The sequence below is a fragment of the Pseudomonas fluorescens genome, assembly GCF_003732425.1.
GTDB lineage: Bacteria > Pseudomonadota > Gammaproteobacteria > Pseudomonadales > Pseudomonadaceae > Aquipseudomonas > Aquipseudomonas fluorescens_BE.
On record NZ_MOBX01000003.1, the window covers coordinates 275,278 to 290,829 of the forward strand.

A 15,552-nucleotide genomic window follows, 5' to 3' on the forward strand; every position below is an offset into this window, starting at 1 on the left:
CCTTTTCCTCATGCCTCCCTCCTTTTCAAAATCGTCAACGCTGGTGCGCGTGAGTCGGTTGCTGATACCTTATTTGCCGCCGCAATGAGCTGATCCAATTCCGCCGCCGAGTAGTGGCTGGTGATGCTCCCGTTCTTGTGGCCGAGCAGCGCTTTGCGATCCTCCTCCGTCACGCCAGCAGCACGCAGCCTTCTCCCAAAGGTGTGCTTCAAGTCGTGAATTCGGATTCTGGCAAAGCCGTCATGTGCCGGCCGCAAGAATTTCTCCTGCCACTTCTTCGCCGCTCGGATCCGCGCCTTCTTCCAAGCCGAGTCATTCATGCGGTGAACCGTCGTTTCATTCCCATCACCATCTGGCTTGCCAAACGGGAACACGTAGAGCGGATGCTTGCCGCGCTGCTTCTCGATCACTGACTTGGCAACGTCATTCATCACGACCAGACGCTCGTCTCGGTTCTTCACGCCAGACCTGACGCTTCTACCCCCAAATCCCGCAGGTATCAGGAACACGCTCGTTCCCAGTTCCGGTACCGCAATCTCCCAATTCCACTGAAGTTTGCAAACTTCCTGCTCCCTGCAACCTGTATTGACCTTGAACATGGCCATGGTCTGGAGGTGCGCCGGGAGTTCGGCGAACAGGATCGACTGCTCTTCCCATGAAAGCGGGTAGGGCTTTCGGCTGTTCGTCTTCTCGTCCAGCAGGGAAATCATCGGCACCACGTCCAGCAGCGGCCGTCGCTCCTCGTCACGCCACTTTCGCGCGCAAAGGTTCAACACGCGGATGACCCGTTGAAGCGCGATATTCACTGTCCGGTTCGTGACCGGCTTCCCTACCGCTGGATTCAGCTTCGACTGGATGTAAGGCGCGAGGGCATCGTCGTCGATGTGGGTCAGCGGCATATCGCCAATGAATGGGTCGAGCTGTTCCATATAGGTGGCCGAGATGTGAATTGAAGCCTGATCCTTCACTTCCAGCAGGAAGCGAGTTGCCGCCTCCCGCCACGTCCTGACCCGCCGGACGCCGTACACCTTCTGCTGGCGCAACTGCTCCAGCTTGTGAATCAGGTACTGCTCTGCTTCGGCGCGGTTACAAGTGCCAGTACTCTCTTGAATTCGTTCTCCTCTGTACTTTTTGTCGATCTTCCAGATGCCGTTCGGCATTTGCTGGAGGCCGGTGATTGCTTTTTGGGCCACGGCGTTGCTCCTTTCTTCTTACCCTGGCGCTCGCTGCGAGGGCGATTGTTGTCCTGATTGGCGGCCTTTTCAATTGCCATCGACTCGATGTAGCGGTCGGCCCACTCATCCAGCTCGAGCCGGTCGAAACCCACGCCCTGTTTCCCGATCGGGAACTCGCGTACATTCGGACGCACCGTTTTGTTGAATTCATCCCGGCACATGCCGAGGTAGCCGTATGCCTCCCCGGCGCGAATGAAGCGCGGGAGGATGGGCGCGACCTGGGCCGCGCTGCGATTTGACATGTGATGCTCCATGCCGCGCGTGGCGGCAGAAGGTGGTTATTCGGGATTGGCTGGGAACCACTCGGTGTCGTATTCGTGCTGAGTCACGCGCCGCGGTTCGATGTGCGGGATGGATTGTTTGAAGTCGTGGACAGATCCAGGCGCGCCGCTGAACTGCTTGGCCTCTTTCACGAACGTGTCTTTGTAGATCCGGAGCAGATGGTCTGCGGCATCAGCGAATGCTTCCTCGCGGTAGAAGCCATCAATGGTGATTCCGTCATCTACCAGCCATACCGTGCGCCGCGGGCCTTGTTCGGCTTTATCGATCTTGTCCGCCATTTGCTGGCGGGCGTACCTAAGCTGGTCCAGCGATAACTGGTTGATCCATTCATCAGTTCCGACGCGCATGGTGTGGCCGTATTCGCATTTGAGTTCAGGCATACGAATTCCTCGCCCGCCGTACACCGGCAGGCTGTTGAGTTGGGGGAGGGGTTACGAGTTGTTTGCGATGTCGGCTTCGGCCATCTCGCAAAAAAACGAGCAGGACGGGATCTTCTCGTTTCGCCGCACTGGGCCTTCGCCGAGGTCGCGAAGGGAAAACCGCACGTTGGTTGTTCGGTTGCGGAAAAGGTAGGAGCCTTCGCCCAAGTCGTCTTGGATCAGGCACAGCCCCTCAAATTGCTCCGGAAAATCTTCCCGAATAGCACGGAAATAACCTTCGCCACCCTTCACGCAGCCGATGCAGTTGGCGTTGTCGTAGCCCATGCGGTACATCAGCGGCAGCTCAATACCGGCGCGCTCGATCATTGCCTTGCAGTCTTCCTTGCCCAGGCCGCGATCAATCAGCGGTGCAATAACCGGCCGATCAGGGTTGCGCTCGCGGAAGTCAGCCAGGCGATCAGCCTCTTCGGCGGTATAGCCGAACACCATTACGTCACCTAGCTGCTTCCAGGTGTCGAGCAGCCTGCGCTTGAGCAGCTTGGTGCATGGCGCGCCGTATTGGTTCTTCATGTACCGCTCGCGCCGGAACACCTCCTGAGCGTCAGCGCCGTATTTCTCATCCCGCAGCACAGTCACCTGGCGGCCGAACCACGCTTCGCAGTCCAGGGCGAAGCGGCGGTTGTCGGGATGCTCATTTGCCAGGAATGCATTGACGATTTGCACGTCGTGAGTGGCGCCGTATTCGGCCAGGGCCAGCTTGGTGGCCACCGCCGAGGCAGCACCGCAACTGAACTGACAGACAATCCTGTTGTTCATCGCCACGGCCCCTTGTAGATGAGGTAGGCCATGTAGAGCGGGGCGGCTATTGGGAAGAGGATCATGCCGCCACCTTCTGGCCAAGCAGCACATCGCTGACGACCTCCCAGAGTTGGGCTGGCGACCACTGGAACCGGTCGAAGTCCGTGTCAGGCTCGACGCCAACCCGGCAGGTTGAATGGGCGCCCGCTGGGTACTCGTCGCGCTTGGCCATTATTGTCGCCACTCGGCCATCGCCGCCCGGTTCAGTGCGGTGATATGCGTATGCCTGGGTGTTGTAGTCGTTGCCGGCTGGAATCCCGATCGTTCCGACATGCACCAGGTCTGCACGACCATCCGGTGTCCATGGTCGGCCGCCGCCCGCTGTCCGAGCGCCTTCGTGCAGGTACAGCATGAATTCGCCGGCGTCATGGCAAACCAGTTCGAACTCGTGGTTGAACTGCGTACCGACGATTACGCGGGAGGTGAAGTTGAAGCGGTGATCGTGGATCGCCGAGTGTTCGAAGCATGCCCGGCGCGGCAGCTCAGGGTGCCAAACGTGCAAGCGCTGATTGCCCTGCAGCTGAACCTGCACGAATCCAAGGCCGTGCAGGGTGATTTTGTCCGTCATCACATCATCGATAATCATCCGATCACCGCCTTTATGGTCAGTACCAATGGAAGCCAGAAGAAGAGGGTGCAGCCGGCGATGCAGGTCAGGAGCATCAGTAATCCCCCCAGCCCAGGCCTTGAATGTATTCGCTCGGAATTGTCACGGCCCCGGCCGGGATCGTGCTTTCAACTTCGAGATTGCCGAAATATCCAAGGGCCGCCTGGGCTCGTTCCATCGACAATTGCGCATGACGCAGCTGCCATGACTTGCGCGCTTTGTACGAGCGAAGCGCCAAGGCCTTATCCGTGTAGGCGAAGCGACGGCCCCAGGTGCCGCCTTCCTTCAGGACGCGTTTGCGGCGCTTCTTCACTGCGTCTGCGGTCCAACTGTATTGCGGGCCGTTGACAAGATCGCAGGTGTGCTTGTCGCCGATGTAGTAGCACTGCGCTGTTTCACCGATCACCTGATAGGTGATGCAGTGCACCTCAAGGCCTTCTGGCTCGATGGTGTCGATATAGCGGTAGTGCTCTGGTCAAGCCGGCTTCTTTTCTTCAGGCATGACTTCGTCCTTGCCGCTATAGCGGCTGACTTTGAGCGGGGAGGGAGTAGCGCGATTTAGGAACGGCTTACTCTGGCCGATACCTTTCTACGCCAGGTTAAAAGTTCGTTGATTGGAGAAAGCGTTTTGAAGTCGCAAAACGGAACTATGAAGTTTTTGAGGCGCTATCAGCTGTTGTTACTGCTGTTGATGTCGACAGCCTCGCTTATAAACGTATTTGCTCGATTCGAAGGAGACTGGAAGAGCTTTTGGACAGTGCTTATTTTGCAGTTGTTTTTCGGTCAGGCAGTGTTTGCATACATTCGGGGGGCGACGATCCACGTTGCACCTGGCGGACGTCTCTCCAAAGACGCGGATCCCCTTGGGCGTGCGGGCGTTGCGGCGTTGTCACTGGCTATCTATTTTTTAGCTTTCTGTTACGAAACACCAAAGCCAGAACCATCAATCTACGAAAAAAGAGCCTCGGACTGGACAATGCCTACGCGTGAGGAGATTGGCAGATCTTCAGATCAGAAATGATTGATGCAGCCACTTACTGCTGCTCCGGACGCAGCGCTTCCTGAACCGTCTCGACAATGTGCTGTAGGGACGTGAATTCGTGGTTTTCTTCGAAAGCCTTGTCACCGACGGGGTAGTGCCATTCATCACCGAAAAGCTCGGTCAACAACTTGCTGTGATGCCAGCATTCGTTCGGTGACTCGACGCTTCGCAGAACATCGATGTCGTGCCAGAGGTCGCGGGCTTCCCCCTTATTCAGCTCATCCAGTTCCCAGTCGTGACGGCCGGTCTGTTGCCGGCGGCGCTGGACAATGCACTTTCTCGCGAATGCGTGAAGCGCGTTCCCGCTGAACCGTGTGCTGCTAATCCCGCGATCCAGGCAGTTCAGGATGTAATGCCAGTCGCAGTCGGCGACAAACTCCGCGACCGTGCGCGGGCCCATACCTCCCCAGTAGGCGTTCCAGCTTTTGTCCCAGCAGTTGATGGTGATCTTGCCCTGGGCGGTCTGGTAGTTCGGATCTGACTCAGTCGGGCAGTCGCGCCGGCCGAAGTCCTCAAGGAATACGGTAATCGGGTCAAGCCGCGGCGCGCCGATGATCACCAGCTTGGTCACAGTCGAGCGCTCAACCTTCAGCTGCTCGGCCGGTTTGTTTTCTGTGGGCATGGGGCGTCCTATGCCGGGGCATGCCCGGGCGGTGGAGTGTGGTGAGGGATCAGCTACAGTTCAGCGATCAGCCAATGGAGGTGGGTATGGAATGTTTTATCTGCGGAACTGAGTCGAGCGAAGTTCCATCAGCGGGCGACTACAAGCAGCTCGCCTGCCCAAAGTGTGGTGAGTACAAACTCTCAGGCACGGCCATAGCACTTTTCAAAGAGCACAACTGGAAATTCAATATTGAATTCACTAGGCTCTGGCTTGAAACACAGCGAAAGGGCGGCACGATTCCATTGATCAGCTCGGAAAGGGCCGCAACTTTGATTTGAAGTCAGGCCGCTTCGGCTCGGCGTTCAGCAACACGCCACGGATCGTTGGCTCGAGCCAGTGCGGCCATCGGTGGCGGGCTGACGCTGTTGCCGCACATGTGCACCTGCTGGGTCTTGGTGAAAGGCTTACGTCGGCACCGTGGCTGATTCTCCCGCAACTGATTGCTTTACAAGATCTGCTCACCGAGCCGGCGCACTCAGCGACCGCGCCAGGTTAGGTACAGCTAGCAGTACTTTTCTAGAACAAAAAATTACGATTTGGGCTCGATACTGGCTATGTAAGCTTTCAGCGCTTCGTTCTTCGCCTTTCCGTTGAGGCCGTGGTGGATTTCTCGATGGCAGGTAGGACAAATGGCGCCTATGAAGCGTGGGTGATCTAGGCCGCCATCTGATAGTCGATTGACATGGTGCGGCTCTAGATAGGGTGATCCATTCGTCTTCATGAAGGGGGCCGGATTTTCACAGCTTTCGCAATTACCACCAGATCTTCTCAAAACGTATTCGGCAATACGTCTGCTGCGACGATAAACAGTTCTTCGAGCCGATCCTTTCTCTCCTGCCGAACCAGATTCCGCCGCAGCGAGAGCAAGCTTTCGTGCCTCGGCAAGAGATATAGCTGGCCCCAGCGCGTCGTCTTCTTCTGCGTAGGTATGCGAGTCGAAATCTACCTCCACGGGAACGAGGTTAAATCTTACTATTTTCCTGTCCTTGTTAAACTTGTCCGGGCCCCGACTCCACTCGTGACTCGCACAGGTGTATTCACCAATGTATTTTTGACCCTGCTTGTTGCCAATTATTTCGAAGACATGCAGCGCTTTGCCCTGTTTAACATGCTCGAGAATTGCAAGATTGCCCTTGGTGAGAGTCATGTCGTCGACTTGACCCTCACCGGTGTAGATGAAGACGCCATCATTGCTATGTTTATCTTCATAACCGTATTGCCCGCCTGTAGCCCCTGAAAAGATAAAAATAGCAGGTGATTTTGTAGATGGTGAAATTCCGCTATATGCGCTCCCGCCAAACAGTTGATGGATCTCTGTTTGCCGGTCATATACCTGGCCTACCACGAACCGAAGCTCCGGAGGTAACGACCGCGGCATCGCTACGATCGTGAAGCCACGTCGCTTGAGGTAGCCATTCGTAGGCTGCCCACCTGAGAAAAGGCCTACTGGAATGCCGGTAGCCAAGGACACAATCTTCTTCGCTGGATAGAGTTGATCATTTGCACTAATCGCATATAGGTGCGTTTGATTGTTCATCCAGTCTTTCCATTCAGGCTTGTACCGAAACTCTTCATCGAACTGCTTAAGGGCGTTTTCCAGTATTTCTCTTTTAACGGATGGCAGTTTCAATCGACTTCCTTGTGAGCTGCAAAATCATCAGGGAGTGAATGCTCGCTCGTCCAGCAGTTTGGCGCAATAGTCCCTGAACGGTATTCGTGATGCTGCTACCGGCGCGCATGTCCAAAGGTGGGACCTATGCTTTCTCCAAGACGTCTGAGTAAATCGAACCGTAAGTGGTGGGAGTCAGGCGGCTTGGCGGATATGATGCGGACCTGGGAAGGGGGGGACGCAATGGCACAGTCGGATAGCTTTAAAAATCTATACAAAAAAATGGATGCAACGTCAAAAACGAGGTTTCACGCTGCACGCAGGCTGAAGCTGCATGCGAAGCTGTCTACCTATACCGTTGTAGTTTTGTCTCTGGTGCTGATTCTTGTGTCCCTGATGCAGGCGTACGATCTGGGAGTGAATATCAAAAAGAAAGAAGTCGTTCTGCTTCAGGTCTTCGCTTCGATAGCGGTATTGGTGTACTCGCTTCTCATGGAGAAGAACGATTTCTCCAGCCGTTCAGAAAAAATGTACTCCTGCGCGTCAAAGCTAGGCGAGCTGAAGCAAAAGTCACATCCCAAGGCAAATGACGATGCTTTTGATAAAGATACATATGACTCTTGCTGGAAAGAGTATCACGACGTTTTGAAGCTGTATGAGACACACTCCAGCAATGATTTCAGAGGCGACTACTTGCGGGCAAAGCTGGAGATGTCAGAGCATTACCCTATCGAAGGCCTACCGAAATTTCTCGCAAGTGCGAAGGTGTGGTTTCTGTATTTGTTGGACTTTGTGGCTTACCCCGTAGTTGCTGCGGTACTTGTAGTAGCGCTTTATTGGGTCTGGATAGGGTTCAGTCCGGCACCGATCGTGCCGCTCGCGGGTATTTAGTCGCCGCAGAAGCAGTTGATGTCTTCAGAGAGATAGTCGAAATCGAAGTCGGTCTGCCGAGATCGCTGCTCGGCAGACCAGCCCATCGTCTTGTAGTCAGCTCGATCCTGTCGGAACACCTGGCCGAACCGCTCTTCAGTACCTGACCACCAGATCACTCGCGACGGGTCATCCATGATGGTCTTGATCAGCTTTCCTTCGTTCTTCTTCCAGCACAGGTCGCAATTACCGAAGTCGGAGTCCATGCCGAGGTCGAATTGCTGCGTTGCCCAGAATTCGGCAACATCTCCTTTCGTGACTCCGGCGGTATAGGAAGGGCATACGTTATCCCATCGGGTGCCGCCACGGTCATTGGCGGCCATCATGCGGTGGTAACGCTTCGGCTCGTCGTAGCGGATCCCGACGACGCAATCCCATTCGGTGTATCCAAGGGCACGCATGTGCTTCTCGCCGATCTTCACCTTGAGGTATGCGGTGCACATGTTGTTCGAGAAGTTTGGCAGCACCGGAGGCAGGTTCTTTTCTGCCTTACGATACGCCGCGTAATACTCAAGCATCATAGTGAATGGCTCGCCGTTGCGGCTGGCTGTTTCGAAGTCCACCAGCTTGTACCAAGGCGCTTCATCAGGTTGGCCATAAACGCGGCACCATTCCATCCAGACGATGTTTACGTTCCAGCGCTTCGCGATCTGGTCGATGAAGAGCAGCGTTTCCTCGCGCTCTTTTCCGGTGTTCTGGAAGAACAGGTGTACATCAGGCGGGAGGGTGCCGCCGTGTGCTTCGAGGATTTTGTAGACCATGTGCCCGCTGGTGCGGCCACCACTGATGCCGATCTGGGCAGGGCCGGTGATCAGGTAGGGATTCATAATTGCTCCAGACAGCCGATTGCCTCGCCGGCTGGCGTGATTCGTAGAAGTGGGGTATTTGTGTTAAGCCACTAAATTGGAGGGGGGCACAGATGATCATCAGAAAAACAAATAACCGACGGTATCTAGCTATTGGAGCAAGTCTGGGATTCTGCTTGGCTCTCTCTCTTGCTATAGTATTTCTGCTTATGTGTAAATTTTCCGGTGCTGAATTTACTGCATTTGTAATTTCCTTTGCAGTTTTGGCTATTGCTGTTGGGTTTGCTCCGGAACTACAAGAAATTTCCATAGTTGGAAATGTAGTCAAACTAAAGGAAGTCAAAGCTGATGCAATGAAAGCTATTGAGAGCCTAACAAAATCTAGAGTTGAAACGCTGAGAGTCCTCGTTCGACTGATCGTAAGGTCAGAGAGTGGGCCAATCACCATCGAATTGATCGATCCTAGAGTTCCGGAATTTTGGCGCGTGATTGATCTCGCCAAAGAGTACGATTGTTTAGAAAAAATTAGGAGGGAGGTTTTGCTCGGAATCCCCGTTTTGCTCTTGGCGCAAATGGAAATAATTATTTTGCGCAGTCATAATCGAACTATTAGTTCTGCAGTGCTCTCAAAGGAAATATTAGATCCTCAAGATCTTATTGTTCTTGCTAACGATAAGAGTTCGATACAGTCGGCGACTCAAAATTTTCAAAAATCGCCGCACGATAAGCTTAAGTTAGAACTAAAGATTTGCCTCGCTGAATACTCACGGCTTTATCAACTAAAAGAAAAGTTGGAGGCTCTGAGCAATTGATAGACTTAAGTTTTCGCAGCCTAAGCAAGCCAAAACTGTTGGCAATTTAGTCTGAGGTGAAGTATTTGTGTTCGGCCCGGCATGGAGCCGGATCAAGGAGATAGCTGTGAAAAAATCAATCGTCGACCAGGTGTGGCACAAAATCCCCGATCTAGATTCACAGGGCCGTGCAGCCGCAGTGAGTAAGCTTGAGCAAGTGGGTGAACTTGCTCGTCGAATCGGCCAAACCGAAGGTGGAGAAGCAGCAAACAATATTTTGGAGCACGGGCTGATAGAGGTCGCATTGCTTCGCTGTCGGGAAATTCAAGACGGGAAAGTTGGACTCGACTATGACGATCTTCAGATTTACTACCGGTACGCAACCGCAGCGATTCTAAAGGCTGAAGCAGTCATTGATGATGAGTTGGCTCATCTGAAGCTTTAACCATTCCGGACTATTTCGTCGTCAGGCTCTGGCGGATCGTCGGCGAGCGACTTCATGCCGGCTGCCTGAATGATGCGTGACACCTTTTCAGTAACCACAAAAGGTGTCGTGACACATCGGAGCATCTGGGCCTGAGTTTCGAAGTCGGCGGCGATCAGGTTCATCAGCAGCAACTGGTGAACCTCTTGCTGGCTGTTGATGCCGTGGGCCTTCATGACTGCCTTCAGGTCAGGCTTGAACACTCCGGCCACTTCAACCGTAAACCTCTCGACGCCCAATGCAGCGTCCTTCGCCGCCGATTTCTCGCGCTTCCTGCGCTGCTTCTTGGCTTCCTCCGTCAGTTCCTTTTCCTCGGCCATGGCCTACCTCTTCAATTCCGCTGGCCGGCAAGTCCAGCCAGGTCTGTCGTTTTCGTTGTTGGGATCTGGAACGTCTCACGCTGCGACCTTCACCTGATGCCAGGCGCCGGCGGCGTAGAACAGCTTCGCGGCTTGGGCTTCGTCCATCGATATCTCGTCGGGAATGACAATCCAGCCTGACGCGACCAGATGGGTCGGGTTCGCGCTGTTGCGCAACTCCAGGTAGTAATGTTCGATGGCATCGGTAAGGCGCTCGACCTTGTAGATGCCCTCGGGCGAGATCTCGACCGACTTGATGTACTCGGCGCCGCGCTCGTCTCGACACATGGCGCCGATATAGATCGTCCAGCGGTAGGAGAAGTCGAATATCGCGTTGGCGATCGCGAGACTTCGGATCTGCTTGCAGCTCTTCCAGTTCGCCATGATCTGGCTGCCGCTGGGGTCGATGTTCACCACCGCGACGTGGTTGGTGCGCAGCAGCGCCCGGCAGCTGCGTTCGGCCCGGGCGAAACCATTGTTGGGTTTGCGTTTTGACTTCATAGCGAGTCCGCCATTTTGCGAATAGCCCTGCGGTCGGCGGCCGATATCGGCTTCGGGCGCCGCTTGAGCACCGTTTCAGGTTCTATGTTGTTTGAGCGGGGCGGTGGTAGCGGGTTGTGCGACGGGCTTTTCAGTTGTTCGATCCGCCCGCCGGTGGCCAGGTACTGGGCGACCTAGTCATTGATGGATTCCGCGTGCTGCCGCTGCTGCTCGATCAGGTTGACGTGATTGCCGATCATGCTGGCCTCACTTGATCCGGATTGAGCTTTCTCCGCGCTCAAGGTGAGCCCAGACCGGTTCCGGTAGCAGTTCATGTTCCGCGTCCTCGCCGGCTTCGATACGCTTTCGCACAGCGTCGTTGTGATCCCGGATTTCCTTGAGCTTCGCCGCAATCGACTTTTTGTCAGGGGCGAACACAGTCTTCGTTTCGATGAAGTCATCAGGGATCTCATCTTCCTTGTCGACGATCACCTTTTCAGGCGCCAGTGCCAGCGTGATTGTGAACAACGGTCGTTTGATTGACTTGATCGCCGCGGCTTCCATGTTCCGGCGCAGGTAATCACTGATTTGGGAAACGCTGTTTTTCTTCACGCGTTTCAGTTCGTTCAGGCGCTCGACCTCTTTGTCGATGGCGTCGATATCGCTCTCGATGTTTCGACGTAGCATGACGATGTTGTCGGCCTTCACCTCGAACTCGCCTTGAATCTCGTCCATGGCGTGCTGCAGGGCCTCTTTCAGGCCCTCATCATCGGTGTCGGCCATTCCCTGAAGTTCGGCGAGCTTGCCGGTCAGTGCGTAAAGTTGAGTCATTCTGCGTTCTCCCGTTCAGTGGCTTCGGTGATGCGCTTCCACTCCAGTGAAATGCGCTCGGCACCTCTGGTGTCCTTTCGAATAGTCAACTTGCGCACGGCGACGTCGTGGATCTTCTTCAGTTCCTGGGCAGACTGGGCGCCAGCCATGGTGTCGATGACCGACTTGATGTAATCCTGCCGTTCCTGTTTCTGACGATCTTCCTCCGCCACCCGATCTTCGGCCTTGTTCAACGCCACCTCATCCCGAACTGTTTCGACATATGCAGCGTCATCGAACAGCCCCATGTGGATGTCCGCGGCGAATCCGAGCGGCTGGAGGCATTTACCGATCGCATCTGTGAGCGACTTCTTTGCTGCCTCCCAATCGGTGATGATCTTGCCTTGCTGCAGGAGAACGAACGGCGTGTGCCCGTAATGCGTCACGGTGCATTTCTGTCCGCCTTCGCCCTGGTACCAAAGCTCAATTCTCACGGTGTGGACTTTCGCGTTGATCAGTGGCGCGGTCGGCCATTCTTTGGTCGGCGCTTGCAACGGACCACCTTCGTCGAATCGTTCTTCAAGGATGGTCCAGCCCCAACCTTCACCGCATGGGCCGAACACTTCGGTGGCTTTGCGCATCAGGTAGGTCGGCTTGATGGCTGTGCCCTTGAAGCCGCCCATCCCTGTGAAATTCTTGGTGGCACTCGGATCGGTTGTGTTGACCCGATCCCAGATCCGCGTATTCGTGGACATGAGGAATCCTTGCCGCGCCCAGCGCAGCGATTGAATGCTTGGTTTATTGAGTGATGCGGTCGGCGAGGGCGCTGAGCAGCATCAGGAAGGTGAAAACGCCGAGGGAAGAGAACGCGCCGCGCCAAATGATCAGGCGGCGCGCCCATTGGCGACTGGTCACAGCCGAACTCTCACCGCAATCCGTTTGCCCTGCATGGAAGGCGCCAGGCGTTGCGGGAGATTGGCCACCAGATCCTCGCGCTTGCGGCCGATCACCTCATTGAAGGGAAGGCCGAAGCCGAGGAGGGCGATCTTGTGTTCGATGTCTTCGAGCTGTTCGTCGATGAGCGATTTAACTGGTGCCGTACTCATGCTTCCTCCTTGCGCCGCTGACAGGTGTCACGCAGCCGCTTGCAGTAGTGGTTGAACTCGTCGGTGGTGATCGCGCCGTCAGTGAAGAGGCGGGTGATCAGCCCCTGTACCAGCAAGCTGATGTCTTCTTCGCCGGCCTGCGCCGACACACCATCAAGGGCTTGATCGATCAGGATGTGGGGGCTCAAAACCCGCACTCCCGCTCTACGCGATCGCTTTCGCGTTTCGCATCTCGGTACTCGTTGGCGTGCACCGCGACCAGGTCGCTGGCGAGCGACCGAACGATCTGCGGATCACCGCCGACGGCTTCGATGGCCCAGGCGTGCAGAATCCCGCCTTCTTTTCGCCTGATCAGCTCGATCAAAATCTTCTCGATGTACCGATCAAGATCCGGGTTCGCGGCCATGTGATCCGCCAGCGCCTCCGGTAAGTGGTCAGCGTTGACCAGAACCTTGCTTCGACCTACCGGATTTGGCGCCTCTACGTGGCGCCGATGAAGCAGATCGTCGACCGACTCAGTCAGCCATTCTTGACCTGGCTCCGTGTCGAGAAAGTTGTCTTCCGGAATGGGTTTACGTAGAGCTGACATGGTCGTCTCCAGAGTGGCGGGGTGTTGATTCAACAAAACTCGGATGCACTCGTCCGCTCCGCTGGTTGCCGTTGGGCGCGGAGGTGAGTGCATTCGAGTGGCGTCGGAGGTGCGCGGCTAAATTGCTAAAGGAACCAGCGAGCTTGGCCGATACGTTTTGGCATTAATGCCAAATAATTGAGATCGGGAGATCTGAATGTTTCTAAGTAAAGTTCGCAGTGCTGCAGCCATCGCGGTGATTGCCCTCGCTTATGCTGTTCCAGCTCCGGCTGCCACAGACGTTGTCGCAGACCACAACACTGCGGTTATGGCTGTAGCATCCACCCAGGCGTGCGCAAAAAAACATCCAGAAGCAGGTATCACTTTAGAAAAATTCCTGACGGAACAGAAAGAGGGCATGACTGACGAGATGGCGAAACACATCCGTGATGTTGCTACAAACCCTAGGTACGAAATGGAGGTGAAGCAGTCGACTGAGTTTTTCAATTCCAAAGGCGGCCAGAATTTGCTAGACAGCCTCTGTGGTGGATTGATTACTGCGAAGTAAGTCACTCACTGCTAAATTTGCTGTGGTTCATACCTTTATGCAGGTGGGCGGTTATAGGCCCCAGTTTCGTCCGCATCGGATTGCGATCTCGCTGAACTTCAATCAGCACCTCCCTCGCGAGCGGGCGCCCTGCCTGGAAGATCGCAGAGAGGATCGGGCGGCAGCCTTGCAATCGGCTGCCGTCATTCGAAGTCCGTCTTCGCACTCAACAACACGCACGCCGCTGGCGAGTCCGCGTTCAGCGTTGAGCCTGTTCGCCTCTCGGATGCAGGCATTCAGGTCGGCGTCGGCGAAGACCTGCAGCTCACCGCGCAGGGTGATGTGAATGACCTTGTTCATCGTGTTGCCCTCGGTTGTTTTCCCAATGCACCCGTCACCAGGTGCATCAGTGAAACTTTCCGCTGATCCTTCGGCGCTACTGGCGCGGTACAGATCGATTCAAATTGTTCCTCCAGCCGCGGGCCTTTCGGCTTGTTCTCCCGCTGGATATGGGGCTGCAGCGCAGTGACGAAGATTTCGGCCAAACCCTCGGTCACTGGGGGGTAAAGAGTGGTCCTTATCTTGTACTGCCAATCTTGGGGCCAAGCACACTTCGCGACGCGCCAGCCATCCTTCCCGATGCCTATGCCAACCCCGTTCGCTACATCGGTGACGTCCCTGCGCGTAATAGCCTGTATGGCGTGAGCATGATCGACGGGCGCGCTCAATATTTAAAATCTGAAAAGCTCATCACTGGCGATAAATACAACTTTATTCGAAGTGTTTATCTGCAAACCCGAGAGTTCAAGATCAAGGATGGAAACGTAAAGGATGACTTTTAATCAGTGCGTTACGACTAGGTGCCGGGCGGTGACCCGAATTGATCGCAAAGGTCGTCCATCTAAGCCTTGGCACTGATGGACGGCGCCTGGGGGGACGCCGCAGTGGATTTCATGCGGGTGTCACTGGCGGTTTCACGAAACAGTCGGGGCGACATGCCAAATGTCGATTTGAAGTGCCGGCTGAAATGAGAGCTGCTGCCATAGCCCCAGGCATAGGCGATCTCGGTAAGCGAGCGATGGGCTTGTTCGTGGTTGCGCAGGTCCTCGGCGCAGCGGGATAACCGTCGCTGCCAGATGTACTCGCTGACGCTGCACCCCAGGTCGTCCTGAAATGACCGATGCAAGCTGCGCACTGAGCACTGCTCGGCGTTGGCGATGCGCTCGATGCTGAGGTCGCGGTCGGCCAGGTGGCGCTCGATATACGCCTTGAGGCGATTCTGTTTGAAGAAGCGGAAGTCGTGGTCGAGTTGTTTTTCGTCCTGTTTGTTCTTCAGCGCGTTGTCCAGCAGGCCGGCGATACTGTCGCCGATCAGTGCGGCCGAGTGGCTGTTGAGCAACGGATAGTGCTGGTAGGCGTCGCTGATCAGGTGCATCAGCATGCGGCCCAGCCCGTTGCGGCCGTTCAGGTGCATGTCGCCGGGGTGTGTCGGTTGCCCGGCGGCGCCCTGGAACAGCAGGAGAAAGTGCTCGCAGCCCTGGGTGCTCGTGACGCTGAAGGGTTTGCCGCAGTCGACCAGCAGCATTTCGTCCGGCGCGACGGTGCTGTGTTGCTGGCCTTGCTCGAAGTGACTGACACCGGCCAGTTGAAGGATCAACATGCGGGGGCTGTCGTGGGCGTCAAGCGCCTTGCTCAGGTGGCGTGAATACCGATGGGCACTGGCGGTCATTCGGCAGAAGCGCAACTGGCCCAGGTCACCGTATTCCAGTCTGCCCTGGAAGTTTGCGTCCTGCAGCGGATCGATGCTGGTCGATTCCAGGCGCTTTATATACTCCGGCGTGCGGCCCAGGTGATCGCTCATGAACTCTTTCCACTTCATCAGCCGATCAGAGCGAACAACCTGATCGGTGGACACACAGGCTAGATTATTCATTGTTTCGCCTCTTGTTTTTTTGTATTGGCTGAAGGGGCAGGGTTGGACCCTGCCCGATCTT

The 15,552-nt window shown here is 55.5% G+C and carries 24 protein-coding genes and 1 pseudogene; 8 read left to right on the forward strand and 17 right to left on the reverse strand.

Translation table 11 applies throughout. The features are described from left to right. Nucleotides 1-8: 8 nt before the first annotated feature. From BK670_RS03945 to BK670_RS03965, 6 genes are all read right to left on the reverse strand, one after another. Nucleotides 9-1,160 carry a tyrosine-type recombinase/integrase gene (locus tag BK670_RS03945; protein ID WP_259697530.1) on the reverse strand — a complete coding sequence of 384 codons (1,152 nt, stop codon included), beginning with the start codon at nucleotides 1,158-1,160 and terminating at the stop codon, nucleotides 9-11. Next, nucleotides 1,061-1,477, reverse strand: coding sequence for a hypothetical protein (locus tag BK670_RS29780; protein ID WP_252191777.1), 417 nt, complete (start codon nucleotides 1,475-1,477; stop codon nucleotides 1,061-1,063). Before BK670_RS29780 ends, BK670_RS03945 begins: the two co-directional genes overlap by 100 nt. Nucleotides 1,478-1,513: 36 nt before the next feature. After that, nucleotides 1,514-1,897: a hypothetical protein gene (locus BK670_RS03950; RefSeq protein ID WP_259697521.1), complete on the reverse strand. Its 384-nt coding sequence runs from the start codon at nucleotides 1,895-1,897 to the stop codon at nucleotides 1,514-1,516. Nucleotides 1,898-1,948: 51 nt separating this feature from the next. Further along, nucleotides 1,949-2,713 (reverse strand): hypothetical protein, encoded by a 765-nt coding sequence (locus BK670_RS03955; RefSeq protein ID WP_123448683.1) that lies wholly within the window; start codon nucleotides 2,711-2,713, stop codon nucleotides 1,949-1,951. 61 nt (nucleotides 2,714-2,774) lie between these two features. Beyond that, nucleotides 2,775-3,341: a hypothetical protein gene (locus BK670_RS03960; RefSeq protein ID WP_123448684.1), complete on the reverse strand. Its 567-nt coding sequence runs from the start codon at nucleotides 3,339-3,341 to the stop codon at nucleotides 2,775-2,777. A gap of 76 nt (nucleotides 3,342-3,417) precedes the next feature. Beyond that, on the reverse strand, nucleotides 3,418-3,789 hold the full coding sequence (locus BK670_RS03965) for a hypothetical protein (RefSeq protein WP_259697522.1): 372 nt from the start codon (nucleotides 3,787-3,789) through the stop codon (nucleotides 3,418-3,420). A 201-nt stretch (nucleotides 3,790-3,990) separates the two neighbouring features. Here BK670_RS03965 and BK670_RS03970 point away from each other — a divergent pair, with 201 nt between their 5' ends. Continuing rightward, nucleotides 3,991-4,383 (forward strand): hypothetical protein, encoded by a 393-nt coding sequence (locus tag BK670_RS03970; RefSeq protein WP_123448685.1) that lies wholly within the window; start codon nucleotides 3,991-3,993, stop codon nucleotides 4,381-4,383. Between the two features lie 13 nt (nucleotides 4,384-4,396). Here BK670_RS03970 and BK670_RS03975 read toward each other — a convergent pair whose 3' ends face one another. Continuing rightward, nucleotides 4,397-5,026 carry a phiTE_072 family protein gene (locus BK670_RS03975; protein ID WP_123448686.1) on the reverse strand — a complete coding sequence of 210 codons (630 nt, stop codon included), beginning with the start codon at nucleotides 5,024-5,026 and terminating at the stop codon, nucleotides 4,397-4,399. An 86-nt stretch (nucleotides 5,027-5,112) separates the two neighbouring features. On the opposite strand from BK670_RS03975, the gene BK670_RS03980 reads away from it, so the two are divergent. After that, nucleotides 5,113-5,346 carry a hypothetical protein gene (locus tag BK670_RS03980; protein WP_123448687.1) on the forward strand — a complete coding sequence of 78 codons (234 nt, stop codon included), beginning with the start codon at nucleotides 5,113-5,115 and terminating at the stop codon, nucleotides 5,344-5,346. A gap of 251 nt (nucleotides 5,347-5,597) precedes the next feature. Here the strand turns inward: BK670_RS03980 and BK670_RS03985 are convergent, their stop codons facing one another. Then, on the reverse strand, nucleotides 5,598-6,698 hold the full coding sequence (locus tag BK670_RS03985) for an HNH endonuclease (protein WP_123448688.1): 1,101 nt from the start codon (nucleotides 6,696-6,698) through the stop codon (nucleotides 5,598-5,600). Between the two features lie 126 nt (nucleotides 6,699-6,824). Here BK670_RS03985 and BK670_RS03990 point away from each other — a divergent pair, with 126 nt between their 5' ends. Beyond that, the gene (locus BK670_RS03990; protein ID WP_259697523.1) at nucleotides 6,825-7,568 is read left to right on the forward strand and encodes an SLATT domain-containing protein; all 744 of its coding nucleotides are present in this window, start codon (nucleotides 6,825-6,827) and stop codon (nucleotides 7,566-7,568) included. Here BK670_RS03990 and BK670_RS03995 read toward each other — a convergent pair. Next, entirely contained in the window at nucleotides 7,565-8,434 is an 870-nt protein-coding gene (locus BK670_RS03995) for an adenine nucleotide alpha hydrolase family protein (protein ID WP_123448689.1), read from the reverse strand. The two genes, BK670_RS03990 and BK670_RS03995, sit on opposite strands and share 4 nt — an antisense overlap. A gap of 92 nt (nucleotides 8,435-8,526) precedes the next feature. On the opposite strand from BK670_RS03995, the gene BK670_RS04000 reads away from it, so the two are divergent. Further along, complete coding sequence (locus BK670_RS04000) at nucleotides 8,527-9,225, forward strand: hypothetical protein (protein ID WP_123448690.1); 699 nt, start codon at nucleotides 8,527-8,529, stop codon at nucleotides 9,223-9,225. 106 nt (nucleotides 9,226-9,331) lie between these two features. Beyond that, a complete protein-coding gene (locus BK670_RS04005; RefSeq protein WP_123448691.1) occupies nucleotides 9,332-9,649 on the forward strand; it encodes a hypothetical protein in 318 nt (105 codons plus the stop codon). Here BK670_RS04005 and BK670_RS04010 read toward each other — a convergent pair. Beyond that, nucleotides 9,646-10,008 (reverse strand): hypothetical protein, encoded by a 363-nt coding sequence (locus BK670_RS04010; protein WP_123448692.1) that lies wholly within the window; start codon nucleotides 10,006-10,008, stop codon nucleotides 9,646-9,648. The two genes, BK670_RS04005 and BK670_RS04010, sit on opposite strands and share 4 nt — an antisense overlap. A 75-nt stretch (nucleotides 10,009-10,083) precedes the next feature. Beyond that, the gene (locus BK670_RS04015; protein ID WP_123448693.1) at nucleotides 10,084-10,548 is read right to left on the reverse strand and encodes a hypothetical protein; all 465 of its coding nucleotides are present in this window, start codon (nucleotides 10,546-10,548) and stop codon (nucleotides 10,084-10,086) included. A 116-nt stretch (nucleotides 10,549-10,664) separates the two neighbouring features. On the opposite strand from BK670_RS04015, the gene BK670_RS30045 reads away from it, so the two are divergent. Next, nucleotides 10,665-10,802, forward strand: coding sequence for a hypothetical protein (locus BK670_RS30045; RefSeq protein WP_185036719.1), 138 nt, complete (start codon nucleotides 10,665-10,667; stop codon nucleotides 10,800-10,802). Here the strand turns inward: BK670_RS30045 and BK670_RS04025 are convergent. The 5 genes from BK670_RS04025 to BK670_RS04045 all read right to left on the reverse strand — a co-directional run bounded on the left by BK670_RS04025 (nucleotide 10,795) and on the right by BK670_RS04045 (nucleotide 13,032). Beyond that, the gene (locus tag BK670_RS04025; protein WP_123448694.1) at nucleotides 10,795-11,358 is read right to left on the reverse strand and encodes a siphovirus Gp157 family protein; all 564 of its coding nucleotides are present in this window, start codon (nucleotides 11,356-11,358) and stop codon (nucleotides 10,795-10,797) included. The genes BK670_RS30045 and BK670_RS04025 overlap by 8 nt on opposite strands. Next, nucleotides 11,355-12,092: a hypothetical protein gene (locus BK670_RS04030; RefSeq protein WP_123448695.1), complete on the reverse strand. Its 738-nt coding sequence runs from the start codon at nucleotides 12,090-12,092 to the stop codon at nucleotides 11,355-11,357. The genes BK670_RS04025 and BK670_RS04030 overlap by 4 nt, the downstream gene beginning before the upstream one ends. Nucleotides 12,093-12,248: 156 nt before the next feature. Beyond that, nucleotides 12,249-12,443, reverse strand: a complete 195-nt coding sequence (locus tag BK670_RS04035; RefSeq protein WP_123448696.1) for a hypothetical protein — start codon at nucleotides 12,441-12,443, stop codon at nucleotides 12,249-12,251. Then, nucleotides 12,440-12,631, reverse strand: coding sequence for a hypothetical protein (locus BK670_RS04040; protein ID WP_123448697.1), 192 nt, complete (start codon nucleotides 12,629-12,631; stop codon nucleotides 12,440-12,442). Before BK670_RS04040 ends, BK670_RS04035 begins: the two co-directional genes overlap by 4 nt. Beyond that, complete coding sequence (locus BK670_RS04045) at nucleotides 12,628-13,032, reverse strand: hypothetical protein (protein ID WP_123448698.1); 405 nt, start codon at nucleotides 13,030-13,032, stop codon at nucleotides 12,628-12,630. The genes BK670_RS04040 and BK670_RS04045 overlap by 4 nt, the downstream gene beginning before the upstream one ends. Before the next feature lie 196 nt (nucleotides 13,033-13,228). Here BK670_RS04045 and BK670_RS04050 point away from each other — a divergent pair, with 196 nt between their 5' ends. Then, nucleotides 13,229-13,579: a hypothetical protein gene (locus BK670_RS04050; protein WP_123448699.1), complete on the forward strand. Its 351-nt coding sequence runs from the start codon at nucleotides 13,229-13,231 to the stop codon at nucleotides 13,577-13,579. A gap of 488 nt (nucleotides 13,580-14,067) precedes the next feature. Next, nucleotides 14,068-14,400, forward strand: a pseudogene (locus tag BK670_RS04060) (MlaA family lipoprotein); the annotation flags it as partial. 59 nt (nucleotides 14,401-14,459) lie between these two features. On the opposite strand, the gene BK670_RS04065 reads toward BK670_RS04060, so the two are convergent. Continuing rightward, the gene (locus tag BK670_RS04065) at nucleotides 14,460-15,491 is read right to left on the reverse strand and encodes a helix-turn-helix domain-containing protein (protein ID WP_123448701.1); all 1,032 of its coding nucleotides are present in this window, start codon (nucleotides 15,489-15,491) and stop codon (nucleotides 14,460-14,462) included. Nucleotides 15,492-15,552: the final 61 nt, after the last annotated feature.

Bases quoted from the DNA above. Each gene is read 5' to 3' on its own strand.
- BK670_RS03945 (WP_259697530.1), bottom strand. From the start codon at position 1,160: ATGCCGAACGGCATCTGGAAGATCGACAAAAAGTACAGAGGAGAACGA.
- BK670_RS29780 (WP_252191777.1), bottom strand. From the start codon at position 1,477: ATGTCAAATCGCAGCGCGGCCCAGGTCGCGCCCATCCTCCCGCGCTTC.
- BK670_RS03950 (WP_259697521.1), bottom strand. From the start codon at position 1,897: ATGCCTGAACTCAAATGCGAATACGGCCACACCATGCGCGTCGGAACT.
- BK670_RS03955 (WP_123448683.1), bottom strand. From the start codon at position 2,713: ATGAACAACAGGATTGTCTGTCAGTTCAGTTGCGGTGCTGCCTCGGCG.
- BK670_RS03960 (WP_123448684.1), bottom strand. From the start codon at position 3,341: ATGATTATCGATGATGTGATGACGGACAAAATCACCCTGCACGGCCTT.
- BK670_RS03975 (WP_123448686.1), bottom strand. From the start codon at position 5,026: ATGCCCACAGAAAACAAACCGGCCGAGCAGCTGAAGGTTGAGCGCTCG.
- BK670_RS03980 (WP_123448687.1), top strand. From the start codon at position 5,113: ATGGAATGTTTTATCTGCGGAACTGAGTCGAGCGAAGTTCCATCAGCG.
- BK670_RS03990 (WP_259697523.1), top strand. From the start codon at position 6,825: ATGCTTTCTCCAAGACGTCTGAGTAAATCGAACCGTAAGTGGTGGGAG.
- BK670_RS03995 (WP_123448689.1), bottom strand. From the start codon at position 8,434: ATGAATCCCTACCTGATCACCGGCCCTGCCCAGATCGGCATCAGTGGT.
- BK670_RS04000 (WP_123448690.1), top strand. From the start codon at position 8,527: ATGATCATCAGAAAAACAAATAACCGACGGTATCTAGCTATTGGAGCA.
- BK670_RS04010 (WP_123448692.1), bottom strand. From the start codon at position 10,008: ATGGCCGAGGAAAAGGAACTGACGGAGGAAGCCAAGAAGCAGCGCAGG.
- BK670_RS04015 (WP_123448693.1), bottom strand. From the start codon at position 10,548: ATGAAGTCAAAACGCAAACCCAACAATGGTTTCGCCCGGGCCGAACGC.
- BK670_RS04025 (WP_123448694.1), bottom strand. From the start codon at position 11,358: ATGACTCAACTTTACGCACTGACCGGCAAGCTCGCCGAACTTCAGGGA.
- BK670_RS04030 (WP_123448695.1), bottom strand. From the start codon at position 12,092: ATGTCCACGAATACGCGGATCTGGGATCGGGTCAACACAACCGATCCG.
- BK670_RS04035 (WP_123448696.1), bottom strand. From the start codon at position 12,443: ATGAGTACGGCACCAGTTAAATCGCTCATCGACGAACAGCTCGAAGAC.
- BK670_RS04045 (WP_123448698.1), bottom strand. From the start codon at position 13,032: ATGTCAGCTCTACGTAAACCCATTCCGGAAGACAACTTTCTCGACACG.
- BK670_RS04050 (WP_123448699.1), top strand. From the start codon at position 13,229: ATGTTTCTAAGTAAAGTTCGCAGTGCTGCAGCCATCGCGGTGATTGCC.
- BK670_RS04065 (WP_123448701.1), bottom strand. From the start codon at position 15,491: ATGAATAATCTAGCCTGTGTGTCCACCGATCAGGTTGTTCGCTCTGAT.